At 66.7% G+C, this 14,633-nt stretch carries 13 protein-coding genes; 3 read left to right on the forward strand and 10 right to left on the reverse strand.

The annotated features are described in order from the left end of the window. Nucleotide 1: 1 nt before the first annotated feature. The 10 genes from CYD53_RS30170 to CYD53_RS06345 all read right to left on the reverse strand — a co-directional run bounded on the left by CYD53_RS30170 (nt 2) and on the right by CYD53_RS06345 (nt 11,601). A complete protein-coding gene (locus tag CYD53_RS30170; protein WP_181011733.1) occupies nt 2–142 on the reverse strand; it encodes a hypothetical protein in 141 nt (46 codons plus the stop codon). 51 nt (nt 143–193) lie between these two features. Next, nucleotides 194–901, reverse strand: coding sequence for an SDR family oxidoreductase (locus tag CYD53_RS06305; RefSeq protein WP_103717267.1), 708 nt, complete (start codon nt 899–901; stop codon nt 194–196). After that, complete coding sequence (locus CYD53_RS06310; RefSeq protein WP_245928114.1) at nt 898–1,752, reverse strand: sugar phosphate isomerase/epimerase family protein; 855 nt, start codon at nt 1,750–1,752, stop codon at nt 898–900. Before CYD53_RS06310 ends, CYD53_RS06305 begins: the two co-directional genes overlap by 4 nt. 31 nt (nt 1,753–1,783) lie before the next feature. Then, complete coding sequence (locus tag CYD53_RS06315) at nt 1,784–2,398, reverse strand: NIPSNAP family protein (RefSeq protein WP_103717269.1); 615 nt, start codon at nt 2,396–2,398, stop codon at nt 1,784–1,786. A 21-nt stretch (nt 2,399–2,419) separates the two neighbouring features. Further along, nucleotides 2,420–4,138 (reverse strand): FAD-dependent oxidoreductase, encoded by a 1,719-nt coding sequence (locus tag CYD53_RS06320; RefSeq protein ID WP_103717270.1) that lies wholly within the window; start codon nt 4,136–4,138, stop codon nt 2,420–2,422. Further along, nucleotides 4,138–5,889 (reverse strand): FAD-dependent oxidoreductase, encoded by a 1,752-nt coding sequence (locus tag CYD53_RS06325; RefSeq protein WP_103717271.1) that lies wholly within the window; start codon nt 5,887–5,889, stop codon nt 4,138–4,140. The genes CYD53_RS06320 and CYD53_RS06325 overlap by 1 nt, the downstream gene beginning before the upstream one ends. 11 nt (nt 5,890–5,900) lie before the next feature. After that, a complete protein-coding gene (locus tag CYD53_RS06330; protein ID WP_103717547.1) occupies nt 5,901–6,707 on the reverse strand; it encodes a shikimate dehydrogenase family protein in 807 nt (268 codons plus the stop codon). 20 nt (nt 6,708–6,727) lie between these two features. After that, on the reverse strand, nt 6,728–9,265 hold the full coding sequence (locus CYD53_RS06335) for a branched-chain amino acid ABC transporter ATP-binding protein/permease (RefSeq protein ID WP_342751656.1): 2,538 nt from the start codon (nt 9,263–9,265) through the stop codon (nt 6,728–6,730). Beyond that, nucleotides 9,262–10,131: a branched-chain amino acid ABC transporter permease gene (locus CYD53_RS06340; RefSeq protein ID WP_103717273.1), complete on the reverse strand. Its 870-nt coding sequence runs from the start codon at nt 10,129–10,131 to the stop codon at nt 9,262–9,264. The genes CYD53_RS06335 and CYD53_RS06340 overlap by 4 nt, the downstream gene beginning before the upstream one ends. A gap of 204 nt (nt 10,132–10,335) precedes the next feature. Continuing rightward, entirely contained in the window at nt 10,336–11,601 is a 1,266-nt protein-coding gene (locus CYD53_RS06345) for an ABC transporter substrate-binding protein (RefSeq protein WP_245928116.1), read from the reverse strand. 186 nt (nt 11,602–11,787) lie between these two features. On the opposite strand from CYD53_RS06345, the gene CYD53_RS06350 reads away from it, so the two are divergent. Genes CYD53_RS06350 through CYD53_RS06360 form a run of 3 tightly spaced genes read left to right on the forward strand, consistent with a single transcriptional unit; the run spans nt 11,788 to nt 14,633 of the window. After that, the gene (locus CYD53_RS06350) at nt 11,788–12,834 is read left to right on the forward strand and encodes a Gfo/Idh/MocA family protein (protein ID WP_103717275.1); all 1,047 of its coding nucleotides are present in this window, start codon (nt 11,788–11,790) and stop codon (nt 12,832–12,834) included. Nucleotides 12,835–12,838: 4 nt separating this feature from the next. Further along, nucleotides 12,839–13,711 (forward strand): IclR family transcriptional regulator, encoded by an 873-nt coding sequence (locus CYD53_RS06355; RefSeq protein WP_103717276.1) that lies wholly within the window; start codon nt 12,839–12,841, stop codon nt 13,709–13,711. Between the two features lie 22 nt (nt 13,712–13,733). Next, nucleotides 13,734–14,633 carry an NAD-dependent epimerase/dehydratase family protein gene (locus CYD53_RS06360; RefSeq protein WP_103717277.1) on the forward strand — a complete coding sequence of 300 codons (900 nt, stop codon included), beginning with the start codon at nt 13,734–13,736 and terminating at the stop codon, nt 14,631–14,633.

Raw genomic sequence — 14,633 nt, forward strand, 5'->3', positions numbered from 1 at the left:
GTTAACCGAGAAGCCCGGCTTGCATGAGAATCGTTTTGACTGACGCGGCTTCCTCGGCGTTGAGGGAGCGTTGCGGCCGCGCCATCGTGTTGGTGTCGATGACGCCGAGAAGCCGCATCGCCGTCTTGACTGCGCCGTCCATAGCCGCGTCCTGAACGATTGGGGTCCGCCGCCGGACAGCCACTGGAAACCTTCAATAGGTGGCTCGGCCGCCTGAGAGATCGAAACAGGCTCCCGTCGAGAACGAGCATTCGTCCGATGCCAGCCATGCGATCAGGGCCGCGACCTCGTCGGGACGGCCCGGGCGGCCAAGCGGGATCTTGGCGATGACCGTCGCATAGGTCTCCGGCGACATCTGTTTGATCAGATCCGTCGCGATCACGGCCGGAGCGACGCAGTTCACGCGCACCTCCGTATCGGCCAGTTCCTTGGCCAGCGCCTTGGTGAGCGCGATGACCGCGCCCTTCGCCGCCGAATAGGCCGTCATCATCGCATTACCCTCCTTCCCGGCGATGGAGGCGAGGTTGACGATCCGGCCGGCATTTCGCTGTCGCATCGCCGGCACGGCGGCGCGGCAGCACAGGAAGGTGCTGGTCAGGTTCACGTCGAGCGTGCGGCGCCAATCCGCCAGGCTGTAGCGCTCGATGGGCTGGTTCGGGCCGGTGATGCCGGCGCAGTTCACCAGGATGTCGAGATGGCCGTGACGGGCGAGAAGCCGCTCCATCGCGGCATCGACAGCCTCCTCGCTGGCGACGTCGACCCGGTCGTCGGCGGCTTCCGCCAGATCCCATGTCACGACCGTCGCGCCCGAGGCGCTCATGCGTTCGTTCACGGCAACGCCGATGCCGCCGCAGCCACCGGTCAGAAGCGCTGTCTTGCCGCGCAGATCGATCGCGTTCATGGGCTGGTTCCTTCGCGCAGGCTCGCGCCGCGCGCCACGGCCTGATCACGATCAGCGAGCAGCGCTTTCGTCGCCTCGAGGGCCTGGCGAGCCCATTCGCGATGGCCGAGCGCGGCCATGCGTTCGAGATGGGGCACCTCGACGCTGACCGGCAATTCCTGCGGCAGTTGCGAGAAGATGCCGACAAGGTCGATGCCGCCTTCACCCGGCAGCAATCGCGCGCAGCGGGCGGTGTGGATCAGGCCCTCATCCGTTTTCGGAACCTCGCCCGGCGCGTCGCAGATCTGGGCATAGCTCAAGCGCTCGCTCGGGATCGCCGCGATATCGGCCAGCGTCGTCCCGGAGCGGCCGGCGTGCAAGGCATCGACCAGCACGCGGCCATTGGCCTCGCCCGCCCTGGTGACGATCCGCAATGCGGTGCGGGCATCGGGCACCTTGGTCCAGGGCATGAATTCCAGGTCGCCGGTCAGGCCGTAGGGGGCTGCCGCCGCGCAGAAGCTGGCGAAGGAGGCCGTCAGCCTCGCTTCGTCGGGGTCGTCTCCGGCGACGAGGATCGCACGGGCTCCGAGTTCGCCGCAGAGGTCGAGGAAGGGCTGGAAAGCCGCGACCTTGAAGTCGGCGGCGAGCCGGACAATCTCGACATCGAAGACGGAAACGCCCGTATCCGCGATGCGCCGCTTCGTTTCGCCCAGGAGCGCCGGCTCCTCGATAAGGCGGCTGAAATCGCCGCCGGGCGCTGCCGGCAAGGCGCGCAGGCCGACTGCGTCATAGCCGAGTTCGGCGGCAAGCGAGACGGCGTCCGGCGGAGCAAGCGGGATGCTCGTGAGGTAAGCGAGCGAAAGTGTCGGCATCATAGCGCTTTCGTCCTTGTAAGATCACCGGTCAGGACAGGGGCGAGATCGCTGTCGGCAGCGCGATCGTCGAGTGCATCTCGCCGGTCAGCCATTCCGGCCCGCCCTTCGGCGGCCAGATGCCCTTGGCGACGGAATCGGCGCGAACGGAGGCGCGGGCATCCAGGCTTGCGAAAGGCCAGATATGGGTGAAGCGCGGCGGCCCGTCGAGCGCATGCATGGCGATGACCAGTGGAGAAAGCTTTACGCGCTCGGGCACGGCGGCTTCCCAGGCGGCGATGGTCGCCGGCACGCCGCCATGCTTCAGCTTGTAGGTCCTGATCTCATAGACCTTGCCGAGCTTCGCCGGCTCGACCGGCGGCAGGAAGGGGAAGGGCGCATAGCTGTCGAATTGCAGCCTGGCGATGTCGTCGCCGGCGCCGAACGGGTTCGTCGTGTCGAGCGCGCGCCGGCGCTCGGCCTGGAGTTCGGCATCGTCGGCAAAGCCGCGCAGCACGAAAATCTCGTTGAGCGCGCCGATCTCGCTCGCCCAGCAGCCGAGCAGCCTTCCCTTGGCTTCGGGCGCCTTCACATAGGCGTCGATGCCGGCGACGACGCTGGCCGCCTTGCCGAGCTTCACGGTCAGGGTTGCGATCTCGTAGCGCATGGGAAACCTCTTTCGCTGGAGTCAGGAACGGTTGTTGGCAAGCGGGACGCCGGCAGCGTCATGGGCCGCAATGAAGCCGAAGGTCATGGCCGGGCCGAGCGTGATGCCGCCGGCGGGATAGCGCCCGGCCATCATGCTCGACATGTCGTTGCCGACGGCATAGAGGCCCGGAATCGGCCGGTCCGTGGTGTCGAGCACATGTGCGTGGGCATCCGTCTTCAAGCCGGCGAAGGTGCCGAGACTCCCGGGCACGATCCTGACCGCGTAGAACGGCGCAGCAGCGATCGGCGCAACGCAAGGGTTGGGTCGATGTGAAGCCTCGCCCTGGATGCGGTTATAGGGGCTGTCGCCACGGCCGAATTGCGGGTCGCGACCGTGCTCGGCGTCATGGTTGTAGGAGGCCAATGTCGCCACGAGCCCGGCCGGGTCGATGCCGCAGGCGCGGGCGAGCGCGTCCGGGCTGCGGCCTTTGCGCAGATAGCCGTTCCTGAGCCAGGGCCCTGTCGGAAAGGGCCGCGGCCGCACGCGTCCAAGCCCGTAGCGCCGCAGGAAGGCGTGGTCGCAGATCAACCAGGCCTCAGTCGTCTCGCCGGGAGGCGTCGCGGAAAAGAGCGCCTTCATCACGTCGTGATAGGAATCGGCTTCGTTGACAAAGCGGCGCCCGTCGCGGCGGACCATGATGAGGCCGGGCTTGGCCCGCTCGACCAGATGGGGAAAGCGCCCGACATCGCCATTGGCCTTCGGGACGAGCGAGACCGGCGCCCAGGCCCCGGCATCGGAGAGGCCGGTCCGAACATGGCCACCGGCCGTTTCGCCGAGCCGGATGCCGTCGCCGCTATTGGCGAGCGGTGCGGCCGACCAGTGGTCCTGTCCCGTGGGGGCATGAGGAAATAGCGCTGCCTTGCGAGCCGTGTCATGCGGGAAGCCGCCGGCAGCCAGCACCACGCCGCGCCTCGCGTGGATCGCGAGAGGCCGCCCGGCCAAGGTCGCGACCACGCCGGAGACCTTGTCTCCCTCGCGGATCAAGTCGCGCGCCGGCGTCTCGGCCATCAGGCGCACGCCGAGATCATCGGCCGATTTCAACAGGCGGGCGACGAGCGCATTGCCATTGACCAGATGCATGCCGCGGCCATGGCGCAGCATGTCGAAGGCATGCCGCCCCAGCCGGCGCAGGACATGGAGGAAGGAGGGCAGGGAGCGGGTCGCCTTGAGGAAATGCTGCAGATCGGTCCCGGAGGCGATGTTCATTCCGAAGGGGGCGACCTCGGCCAGCGGCGGGCGCAGATCCTTGATCCGGGGACCGAGCGACCGCCCATCGATCGGCGCCGCGCAAAGCGAGCGCCCACCTGTTGCCGAACCGTCCGAGCGATCATGAAAATCCGGAATCCGGTTGCCGTCGATGAAGGCGAGGCTGGTCTCGCGCTCGAAGAAGGTGACCATGCGCGGCCCTTGCTCCAGCAGCATGGCGACGAAGTCTTCGTCATAGCCATCGCCGAGCTCGCTGCGCAGATAGCGGCGCGGCACCTCGATATCCTCCTCGAGGCCGGCGGCCTGGGCGAGCGGATTGCGCGGAATCCACATCCAGCCGCCGGACCAGGCGGTGGTGCCGCCGAACTGGGCCTCCTTCTCGATCACGATCACCTCGAGCCCGAGCCAGGCGGCCGTGACAGCCGCTGACAATCCGCCGGCTCCCGAACCAATGACGAGGAGATCGCAGGAGAGTTCGTCAGGTCCACTCATCAGGCGACTTCGGCCCGATGCGAGGCCTGTCCCTTTGCCGCATCGCACTGGCCCAGCGCATGCTGGACCGCACGGTAGGCGAAGGTGAGCGCCGGGCCGATCGTGATGCCGGGGCCCGGATAGGTGCCGCCCATGATCGAATTCGCTTCATTGCCGCAGGCATAGAGCCCGCCGATCGGCCGGTTCTCGCCATCGAGCACGCGAGCCCATTCGTCGATGACGAGGCCGGTCGCGGCGCCGATATCGCCGGGTACGAGCTTCACCGCATAGAAGGGTGCGGTTGCGATCGGCCCAAGCGTCGGGTTCGGGCCCTTCGAGGCATCGCCATTGGCGCGGTGATAGGCTGTAGCGCCGCGGCCGAATTCGGGGTCGACCCCGGTCCTGGCGTAGCCGTTCATGTCGGCGACGGTCTTTTCAAGGACGGCCGGCTCCATGCCGAGTTTTTCGGCGAGGGCAGCCACCGTCGCGCCCTCGATGAGATAGCCGTCATCGAGATAGGGCTTCAGGTTCTTCGCGCCCATTCGGACCTGGCCCAGCCCGTAGCTCTTCAGGCCGGCGGCGTCGGTGATGATGTAGCAGGGGATCGTCGGCACGCTGCGATTGGCCTCGAACATCGCCCGGACGAAGAGGTGGTAGGAGGTCGATTCATTGACGAAGCGGCGCCCGCTCTGGTCGACGCAGACGGTGCCTGGCTTGCTGCGATCGAGCACGAAATGCGGGAAGACGGCCGTCGAACCATCGGGACGCGTCCGCAGCGAGACCGGCGCCCAATAGGCATTGTCGAGATTGCCTTCGCCCAGACGTGCGCCGAGCCCGAGCGCCAGATCCTGCATCTCGCCGGTATGGCCGGGCGCGGCGGGGCTGAAATCGGGAGTGGGTGAAGCCAGCAACTGCGCGCGACGCGTCTTGTGCCGGTTGAAGCCGCCTGCCGCGAGCACCACGCCATGGCGCGCCTCGACCGTCCGTGTCTGTCCGGCTTGCACGAGCACGACGCCCGCGACGCCGTCCGGCCCGGTGAGGAATTGCGAGACCGAGGTTCCAAGCAGGACCGCGCCGCCGCGCTTCTTCAAGCTGAGCAGCAGCCGCCCGATCAGCGCATTGCCCATGACGAGCCGTGTGCCGCGCGGGCTCTTCAGCCGGTCCAGGCCATAGCGAGCCAGGATCGCGGCGGCGTGCCGAAAGGATTTCCAGGATGTCCTGAGACCGAGCAGATGGCCGATATCGGTGCGGTCGACCATCATGCCGCCGAAGAGGGTGAATTCAGGGATCGGCGGGCGGATGCGGGCGAGGTCGTCGCCAAGCTCGCGGCCGTCGAAGGGCAGGGGCTCGAGCGCCCGTCCGCGCATCGTCGCGCCCTCGACCTGCTGTTCGTAGTCCGGATGAGTGGCGTAGGGACGGAACCTGACATCGGTCTTCGCCTCCAGCGCAGCGACCGCGTCCGGGCCGCTCTTCAGGAAGGCTTCGCGCAGGCTCGCGGAGGAACGGTTGCCGACGACGCCGGTCAGGAAGGTGGCGGCCTTCTCGAAGCTGTCATCGGTCGCGACCGTGCTCGCATGCAGCGAATTGGGGATCCAGGTCGTCGCTGCCGAAAGCGCGGTGGTGCCGCCGACATACTCCGTCCGCTCGACGACGAGGACGGATTTGCCGGCGATGGCCGCGAAGACGGCAGCAGCCAGTCCGCCGCCACCCGCGCCGACGACGATGATGTCGTAGCTCGCATTGTCGGAAATGGCGTCGATGCTCGCGAACATGGATGGCCTCCTCAGTCGAGCTTCTCGCCGGCGAGCAGGAATTCGACCATCGCGGTCTGTAGCGCCTGGTACATCTCGGTTCCCGTCGAGGTCCGGCAGCCGAGCTTGCGGGCGGTCTCGATCAGCGGCGAGACGGCCGGCACGGTGACGACGCAGCCGACGAAGGTCGAAGGCGAGAGCTTGGCGACATCGACCGGCAAGGCGTCGCCCGGCTTCATCCCGGCCGGCGTCGCATTGGCGACGAGATCGAAACCCGTCGGATCCGGCGAACCAGCGAGGATCGTCGCCTTGTTCCTGGCGTTGAGGCGCTCGATCAATCGGTCGCGACGTGTGGCGTCGGCGTCATGGATGGCGAGTTCGCGGACGCCGGCATCGACGAGGGCGAGCGCGATCGCGGAGCCCGCGCCGCCGGCTCCGATCAAGAGTGCGCGCTTGCCGGAAGGATCGTAGCCCGCAGCCTTCACGGCGCCGACGAAACCGAGCCCATCGACCATCTCGCCATGCCAGCCGCCATCCTTGCGGCGGCGCATGATGTTGACCGCTCCGAGGAAGTCGCCGCGCTCGGTCGCGCTGCTGCAATGCGCGTGGCAGGCGAATTTATGCGGCACGGTCACGATGATGCCGTCGAGATTCTTCAGCCGGGTCGCAACCGTCAGAAAATCCTTCAGGTCTTCGGGCGAGACCCGCACAGGCGCTACGACGGCGTCATGGTCGCGCGCGGCGAAGGCCGCCGTCATGCCGGCCGGGGATTTCACCTGGGCGATCGGATCGCCGATGATGACATTGAGGCGCGTTGCGCCGGTGATGTTGAAATCCATCGCGGTCATGATCTCCGTGTTCAGACGACAGCCGCATGGGCTGGCGGATTCTGATTCTCGCCATGGACGACGCCGAGCAGGCGCGCCTGGAGGGCGTGATCCTTTTCAAGCGTGGCGGCATCGCCGGCGAAGGCGACCTGGCCGTTGACCAGGACATAGGCGCGGTCGACGATCGGCAGCACGGTTTCGGCGTGGTGCTCGACGATCACCATCGCGACCTGTCCGCGCAGCTTCACCAGCGCGTCCATCACTTCGTTGACGACGGCCGGCGCCAGCCCTTCGAAGGGTTCGTCGAGCAGGATGAGCTTGCTCGGCACCATCAGGGCGCGGGCGATCGCGACCATCTGCCGTTCGCCGCCGGAGAGGTTCTCGGCCTTGGCCGCCTGGCGCGTGCGCAATCGCGGGAAGAGCTGGAAGATTTCCTCCAGATTCATTCCGCCTGGCCGCGCTGCGAGCTGCAGGTTCTCGACGACGGTGAGGTTGGGGAAGAGGCGCCGCCCCTCCGGCACGAGCGAGATGCCGAGCCGGTTGATCTCGAAGGGGCGCAGCTTCGCCAATTGCGTGCCCGCGAAAGACACCGTCCCTGCGTCGAGCGGCAGGCTACCTGTGAGAGCACGCAACGCCGTCGTCTTGCCGACGCCGTTGCGGCCGAGCAGCGCGACGGCCTCGCCCTTGCGGACCTCCAGGCTGACGCCGGAGAGGACGGTGCTGCCGCCATAGCCGACGGCGATACCGCGCGCCTCGAGCAGCGCTTCGGTCGCGGCACCGGCTTGGCGCTCGATAGCGGGCGCCACCTGGTCGGCACTCTTGGCCGCGCCGAGATAGGCGGAGATGACCTCCGGGTTGTTGGCCACTTCGGTCGGTTTACCATCCGCAATGATCCGGCCCTGATGCAGCACGGAGATGCGGTCCGAAATCGCCAGCACGCGGTCGATGTCGTGCTCGATCAGCAGAACCGCATGGTTCTTCGCGAGCCGGCGGATGAGATCTGCAACGATGATGCGGTCGGCTTCGGCGAGGCCGGCCAGCGGCTCGTCGAGCAGCAGCAGTTTGGACTCGATCGCCAGCGTCACCGCGATCTCGAGCAGGCGCTTGGCGCCATGGGGAAGGTCTGCGCAAGGAGCGGCGGCCTTGTCGGCGAGCCCGACCGCATCCAGCAGCGACCAACTGCGCGCATTGATCGCGTCGATGCCATGGGCATCGTTCAGCAATCCGCGCGCGCCGATCTTCTGGGCCTGCACGGCGATGCGGACATTCTCGAACACGCTGAGATTGGGGAAAACCGACAGGATCTGGAAGGAGCGGCTGATGCCGAGCCGGGCGCGGGCATGCATCGGCAGCCTGGTGATGTCCCGGCCTTCGAAGAAGACCTTGCCGCCGCTCGGCGGCAGTACGCCGGTCAGCATGTTGTAGAAGGTCGTCTTGCCGGCTCCGTTGGGGCCGATGATCGAATGCAGCACGAAGGGGCGCACTTCGAAATCGATGTCATGGGCGGTGACGAGGCTGCCGAAGCGCTTGCTCAACTTCTTCGTCTCCAGGATCGGCCGGTCCGGATCCATCGCCTGGGCCGCACTCGTATAAGGCGCGATCACGGCGGGGCGGGGCGGGATGGTGTTGCGCGTCAGCGTCCAGCGTTCGCGCCGCAGCACCCTCTGCACCAGCCCCTGAATGCCCTCGGGAGACAGCAGCGCGAACAGGATCAGGATCGGCGCGAAGATCAGCCACCAGTTCTCGGTGATGGCCGAAAGCCGGTTCTCCATGATGATGAACGTGATCGCGCCCCAGAGCGGGCCGAGGAAATGGTGCACGCCCCCAAGCACGGTCATCAGCAGGGCATCGCCCGCATGCTGCCAGCTCAGATTATTGGCGTAGACGCCTTGCAGCAGCAGCGTCAGCAATGCCCCGGCATAGCCGACGAAACCGGCCATCAGGAGGAAGGAGCCGAGCCGCAGCAGATAGACATTGTAGCCCAGGCTGCGGGCGCGCTGCTCGTTGTCGCGCACGGCCTGGAGCGCGCGGCCGAAGGGCGAATGCGCGATCCGCCACAACAGCGCGATGCCGACGACGACGCTCGCAACAGTGAAGAGATGGAAGCCGAGATCCGAGACGAAGCTCGGGCGTTGAACGCCCTGCAAGCCGTTCTCGCCACCGGTGACGGCCGTCCATTTGAACGCGACCTCGAAGGCGATCTGCGAACAGGCCAGCGTCAACAGCGAGAAATAAAGCCCCTTGCGGCGCAGGATCAGCGCACCGAGGACGAGCGCCAGCGCCAGCGAGAACAGGACGGCGAGGACGAGCGCCACGACATCGGTCGCGACCCGACCGAGCACGAAGAAGGCGAGCGCATAGCTGGCGCAGCCGAAGAAGACCGAGGCGCCGAATGGCACGAGACCGGTGTAGCCGACGAGCAGGTTCACGCCCATTCCGTAGAGCGTGTAGATCGCGATCTGCGTGATCAGGCCGACGGGGGCGCCCAGCATGAGCCAGAGCACCGTGAGGCCGGAGAGGACGAGCGCCGCCCAGAGAGCCGGGTGGCGGAAAAGCTGTCGGGTCTTCACTCGAAGCGCTCCCATTTTTCGCCGAACAGGCCGCGAGGGCGCACGAGCAGGATGGCCGCCATCAGGACATACATGGCCGCCCCCGCCCATTCCGGCTGGAACTGGATGGTCATGGCCGTGGTCAGGCCGACGAGGAGGCCGGCGACGATGGCACCCGCATAGGAGCCCAGGCCGCCGATCGTCACGATGACGAAAGCCGGCATGATGGCGCCTGCCGCCATGGTCGGGTTCACCGTCCAGAGGGGCGCGGCCAGCATGCCGGCAAGGCCTGCCAGCAGGCAGCCGATGCCGAAGACGAAGCTGAACACCACGGGCAGGTTGATGCCGAGAAGGCCGACCATCTCCGCATCGCGCGAGCCGGCCCGGATGATCCGGCCGAATGGCGTATAGGTGAGGAAGGCCCAGAACCCGATCAGCGCAGCCACCGTCACGGCCAGCACGAACATGCGGTATTTCGTGATCAGGATCGGGCCATATTCAACGAAGCCCGAGAGGAAGCGCGGCGCGGCGAAGGGCAGCGGAGCGCCGCCGAAGGTCATGCGCAGCACCGACTCGAACAAAAGCGCCAGCGCGAAGGTCAGGATCAGCCCGAGCAGCGGCTCCTTGCCGTAGAGGCGGCGGATCAGCACGATCTCGACCAGCACCCCGAGTGCTCCGGTGAGCAGCGGGGCGAGCAGGGCCGCCCACCAACCGAACTCGCGGTTGAGCACGAGGGCGAGATAGGCGCCGATCGCGAAGAAGGCGCCATGGGCGAAATTCACGATGCCGAGGAGCCCGAAGATGATCGAGAGCCCAACCGCGATCAGCACATAGAGGAAGCCCAGCACCAGGCCATTGACGGCCTGGGATAAGATCATATCGAGCATGGCGCACGGATCCTGCGGAGAGCGGCGCCAGAGCAAATGAACGATCCGATTTGATCGTTAAGTTGCTCTGGCCCTTTGTTTTAACGCGCTTTCTTCACGCGAACCGGCGGCCACTTCGCTCGAAAACGCTCGAGGCCGCGCGTCAGGGATCGGCCCGGGCATGGCCCGGGCCGCGTTTGCAAGACCGGTCTTCGCCTCGTCAGATCAGAGCGAATCCATCTTGCAGATGCTCTCGGCCTGGTTGCCGAAGGCCCGCGCGACACCGGCCGGCGTTGCCGGCAACTCGGCCTTCACGTCGAAATAGTCCCATTTGTCGGTGATCTTCGGCTTGATGCCGGCAACCAGGAGGCGGCTGACCATCTGGTGGTCGAAGTCGCGATAGCCGAAATTGATGTCGCCGCGCTTGACGTTCCATGTCTCCAGCGCCTCGACGATCTTGGCGGGCTCGGTCGATTTCGCGCGCTCGATGGCATCGAGCAGGTTCTTCATGCCCATCCAGCCCATCCAGGTCTTGTCAGCGGCCGGGCGCTTGTATTTCTTCTCGTAATCGGCCGCCATCGCCTGCTCGTCGGGCGGGTTGTTCGGGTTCTTGTAGTACCAGGTCAGGGTATAGAGCCCATCGGCTGCTTCGGGGCCGACGCCCCAGAGATCGGTATTGCCGACAGAAATCTCGGCGAAGGGAATACGGCCGCGCATGCCGAGTTCGTTCCACTGCTTCAGGAACGTCGTCAGGTCGCTCGCGGCAATGCCGCCGATCACCACATCCGGCTTGGCGGCGCGGATCTTGAGGATGAAGGAGCTGTAGTCCGGCGTGCCGACGGGCACCTCATCGGCGCCGACAAGCGTGCAGCCATTGGCTGCGGCGTATTCGGAGAAGGCGCGTTTGATGTCCTGGCCGAAAGCATAGGCAGCGGTAAGCAGGTACCATTTCTTGCCGATATCGGCGCAATAGGGCGCGAGCACGCGGGCATGGACATCGACCGGCGGCTGCAGGCGGAAGGTGTATTTGTTGCAGGACTTGCCGGTGAGGTCGCCTGTCGCCGCATTGGCCGCGATGTAGGGGATCTTCGCCTTCTTCGCGACGGCCGAGATGGCGAGCGCAAAGGAGCTCAGCGCGCCTCCCACGATGCCGACGACCTTGTGCTCGCCGACGAGGCGCTCCGCATTCTGCTGTGCGCCTTGCGGGTTGGGCTCGTCGAGCCAGATAATCTCGGCCGGCCGGCCGAGCAGCATGTTGTTGCGCTGTTCCAAGGCGAGCAGGCTGCCTTGTGCGAGATATTCGGACTGATCGACGATCGTGCCGGTCTTGGCCCAGATCATGCCGATCTTGATCGGCTCGGCGGCGGCGGCGTTGCCGATATAGGGCATGCCGAGCTTGCCCGAGACCAGGCCCGTGGCGCCCAGGGAAGACGCGCCCATGATCAGGCCGCGCCGACCGATGACCGGTCCCTTCGTTTGATCGTCCTTCACATCGTCCTCCCACAGCATCTGGTTTTTCTGATTGGCCTCGGTCGCGCATCGAGGCGGACCGAACTTCGTTCGTGTAACATAACTGGAATCCAGTTCCACTATTATTTTCGAAACTGGAATCCAGTTCCGAAATGGCTTGACGCCGGAACCTGTGCGGGGGACATATGCGGCGGAGTGGAGAGACCGATGCCGCAATTCTCAATTGGCCTCGTCGGTGCGGGCGCGATCGGGCGCTTGCATGCCGATGTGATCCTCAAGACGGATTTCTGCGGCCTTGCCGGGGTTGCCGACCCGACGGAAGCCGGGCGGCGCTTCTGCGAGGAGAGGGGGCTTGCCTGGTTTCCGGATCACCGCCAGCTCCTGGAGCAGGCACGCCCCGATGCGCTGATCGTCGCGACGCCGAACAACACCCATCTGCCGATCTCGCTCGATGCGATCGCCGCGGGGGTGCCGGTCCTGGTCGAGAAGCCGGTCGCGAGCACGGTCGAGGAAGGGGAGGCGCTCGCCGCGGCTTCCGCGAAGGCCGGCGTGCCGGTGCTCGTCGGCCACCACCGGCGCCATAACCCGATCATTGCCCGCGCCCGCGAACTCGTGGGTTCGGGCGAGCTCGGGCGGCTGACCAATGTCACGGTGCTCTACACCTTCTTCAAGCCGGAGCCTTATTTCGACATGGCCTGGCGGCGGGAGCCTGGCGGCGGGCCAATCCTGATCAACCTCATCCATGAGATCGACCTGATCCGCTTCATCTGCGGCGAGATCGAGTCCGTGCAGGCGGTGACCTCGAACGCGGTGCGCGGCTTTCCCGTCGAGGATACCGCAGCCGTCCTCCTGCAACTCGCCAATGGTGCGCTGGTCACGATCAGCCTGTCGGACACGGCGGTCACGCCCTGGAGTTGGGATCTCAGCTCCGGCGAACTGCCCCCTTATCCGCCGCAGCCGGCGCCGGTGAATTCGCATTTCATCAGCGGCACGCTGGGGTCGCTGACTTTGCCGCGCCTCGAGCTCTGGCGCTATCAGGGCGAGAAGAGCTGGTTCGCCGAGCTCTCCCAAGACGCGCTTGCGGTCACGCGCACCAGCCCATACGTCGAACAGTTGCGCCACCTCTGCGAGGTCGCGCGGGGCGAAACCACGCCTCTGATCAATGCGGCCGACGCGACGAGGACGTTACGGGCAACGCTTGCGGTGAGCGAGGCCGCGCGGACGGGCCGGCGTGTGGCCCTCACCTCCGGATAAGCCCATGGCAAAGCGACTCGAAACCGACGATCCAGCCGCCGAGCAGGAAGCGGGACCCAGCGGGTTGCTCGAGCGGACGCTCGGCGTTCTGGAGCTGCTGGCGGCCCATGCGCATGGCCTGCAGCTCTACGAGATCGCCGATCGGCTCGGCATCCCGCGCAGCGCCACCCATCGCGTGCTGACCAGCCTGGTCGAGCATGGCTATGTCCGGCAGGAGCGCCAGCTCGGCGCCTATCAGCTCACCGCCAAGATCGCCTCGCTCGCTTTCAGCTTCCTCGCCGGCAGCGGCATCACCGATTTCGCCCAGCCGATCCTCGACCGGTTGGCGCGTGATGCGGGAGAGCTCGTCCGCCTGGCCTTGGTCGACGGGCGAGAGCTGGTCTGGGTGGCCAAGTCGCAGGGTTCGCCGTTCGGCCTGCGCTACGATCCGGATATGGGCCAGGTCGGCCGGCTTTCCTGTTCGGCGAGCGGCCATGCCTGGCTCTCCTGCCTGCCGGAGGAGGAGGCGCTCGCCCTCGTCGAGAAGCAGGGCTATGGCTCGCGCGAGGAGTTCGGTCCGCGCGCGCCGCAGACCAAGGCGGCGCTGCTGCGCTATATCCGGCAGGCGCGCCAGCGCGGCTTCAGCCTGGTCGTCCAGACCTATTCGGCCTGGATGAACGCGACAGCCGCACCGATCCGCAGGCCGCAGACCGGCGAAGTCATCGGCGCCGTGGTCATCGCCGGCCTGCATAACCGGCTCACCGAAGAGAAGATGCTGAGCCTCTCGCCGCTCCTGCTCGAAGCTGCGCGCGAGCTGTCTCTCGCCATGATGGTGACGCCGACGCTCGCGCCGCGCCGCGCCAGCGGCGAGTCGAACTTCTTCGACTCGCCCGCATGAACCGCTGAGCCAAAGGACAGTCATGCGTATTCTCGTCACCGGCGGCGCGGGCTTTCTCGGCGCCTGGATCGTCAGGCGCCTGGCCGCGGGCGGTCACGCCGTCCGGATCTTCGATCTGACCGAGAAACGCGGCCTCATCGCCGCGATCGCGGGCGAGGCGGCCGCGCAGGCCTGCGAATGGCGCATCGGCGACATCGTCCGCGCGGATGATGTTCGCGGCGCCGCCGAGGGCTGCGATGCGATCATCCATCTCGCCGGCGTGCTGACCCTAGCCTGCAAGGCCGACCCGGTGCGCGGCGCGCAGATCAACCTGATCGGCACGCTCAACATCTTCGAGGCCGCGCGGGCCCATGGCATCGACCGCCTGATCTATACCAGCACCGCCGGCGTCTATGGCCCGGCGGATGGCCGCACGCCGGTTCCGGTGTCGCATTACGGCGCCTTCAAACTCGCTTGCGAAGGCTGTGCGCGCGCCTATTGGGAGGATCATCGCCTCGCGAGCACCGGCTTCCGGCCCTATGTCGTCTACGGGCCGGGGCGGGAAGGCGGCCTCAGCGCCGGGCCGTCATTGGCCTGCCGCGCGGCGGCGCTCGGCGAGAGCTATGTGTTTCCCTATGAGGGGGCGGCCGGCCTCGTCTATGTCGACGACGTCGCGGCCGCCTATGAGGCTGCGCTGCTGCGCAAGCCCGACGGCGCCCATGTCTTCAACCTCATCGGAACGCTCGCCACGCCCCAGGATGTGATCGACGAGCTGCGCCGCCTGCGCCCGGATGCCGATATCAGGAGGGGCGGCGAACTGATGCCCTCTGCTCCCGACATCGCCGAGGGCACGGTGCGCGAAATCCTGCCCGGCCTGCCTTCGACCAGCCTGCGCCAAGGGATCGAACGCACCTTCGCTTATTACCGTGACGGGGGCCTGTGA

Origin of the sequence: Allobosea psychrotolerans (assembly GCF_002917105.1) — a bacterium.
GTDB lineage: Bacteria > Pseudomonadota > Alphaproteobacteria > Rhizobiales > Beijerinckiaceae > Allobosea > Allobosea psychrotolerans.

Coding starts and splice junctions, on each gene's coding strand:
- CYD53_RS30170 (WP_181011733.1), bottom strand. CDS start 142: ATGGACGGCGCAGTCAAGACGGCGATGCGGCTTCTCGGCGTCATCGAC.
- CYD53_RS06305 (WP_103717267.1), bottom strand. CDS start 901: ATGAACGCGATCGATCTGCGCGGCAAGACAGCGCTTCTGACCGGTGGC.
- CYD53_RS06310 (WP_245928114.1), bottom strand. CDS start 1,752: ATGCCGACACTTTCGCTCGCTTACCTCACGAGCATCCCGCTTGCTCCG.
- CYD53_RS06315 (WP_103717269.1), bottom strand. CDS start 2,398: ATGCGCTACGAGATCGCAACCCTGACCGTGAAGCTCGGCAAGGCGGCC.
- CYD53_RS06320 (WP_103717270.1), bottom strand. CDS start 4,138: ATGAGTGGACCTGACGAACTCTCCTGCGATCTCCTCGTCATTGGTTCG.
- CYD53_RS06325 (WP_103717271.1), bottom strand. CDS start 5,889: ATGTTCGCGAGCATCGACGCCATTTCCGACAATGCGAGCTACGACATC.
- CYD53_RS06330 (WP_103717547.1), bottom strand. CDS start 6,707: ATGGATTTCAACATCACCGGCGCAACGCGCCTCAATGTCATCATCGGC.
- CYD53_RS06340 (WP_103717273.1), bottom strand. CDS start 10,131: ATGCTCGATATGATCTTATCCCAGGCCGTCAATGGCCTGGTGCTGGGC.
- CYD53_RS06350 (WP_103717275.1), top strand. CDS start 11,788: ATGCCGCAATTCTCAATTGGCCTCGTCGGTGCGGGCGCGATCGGGCGC.
- CYD53_RS06355 (WP_103717276.1), top strand. CDS start 12,839: ATGGCAAAGCGACTCGAAACCGACGATCCAGCCGCCGAGCAGGAAGCG.
- CYD53_RS06360 (WP_103717277.1), top strand. CDS start 13,734: ATGCGTATTCTCGTCACCGGCGGCGCGGGCTTTCTCGGCGCCTGGATC.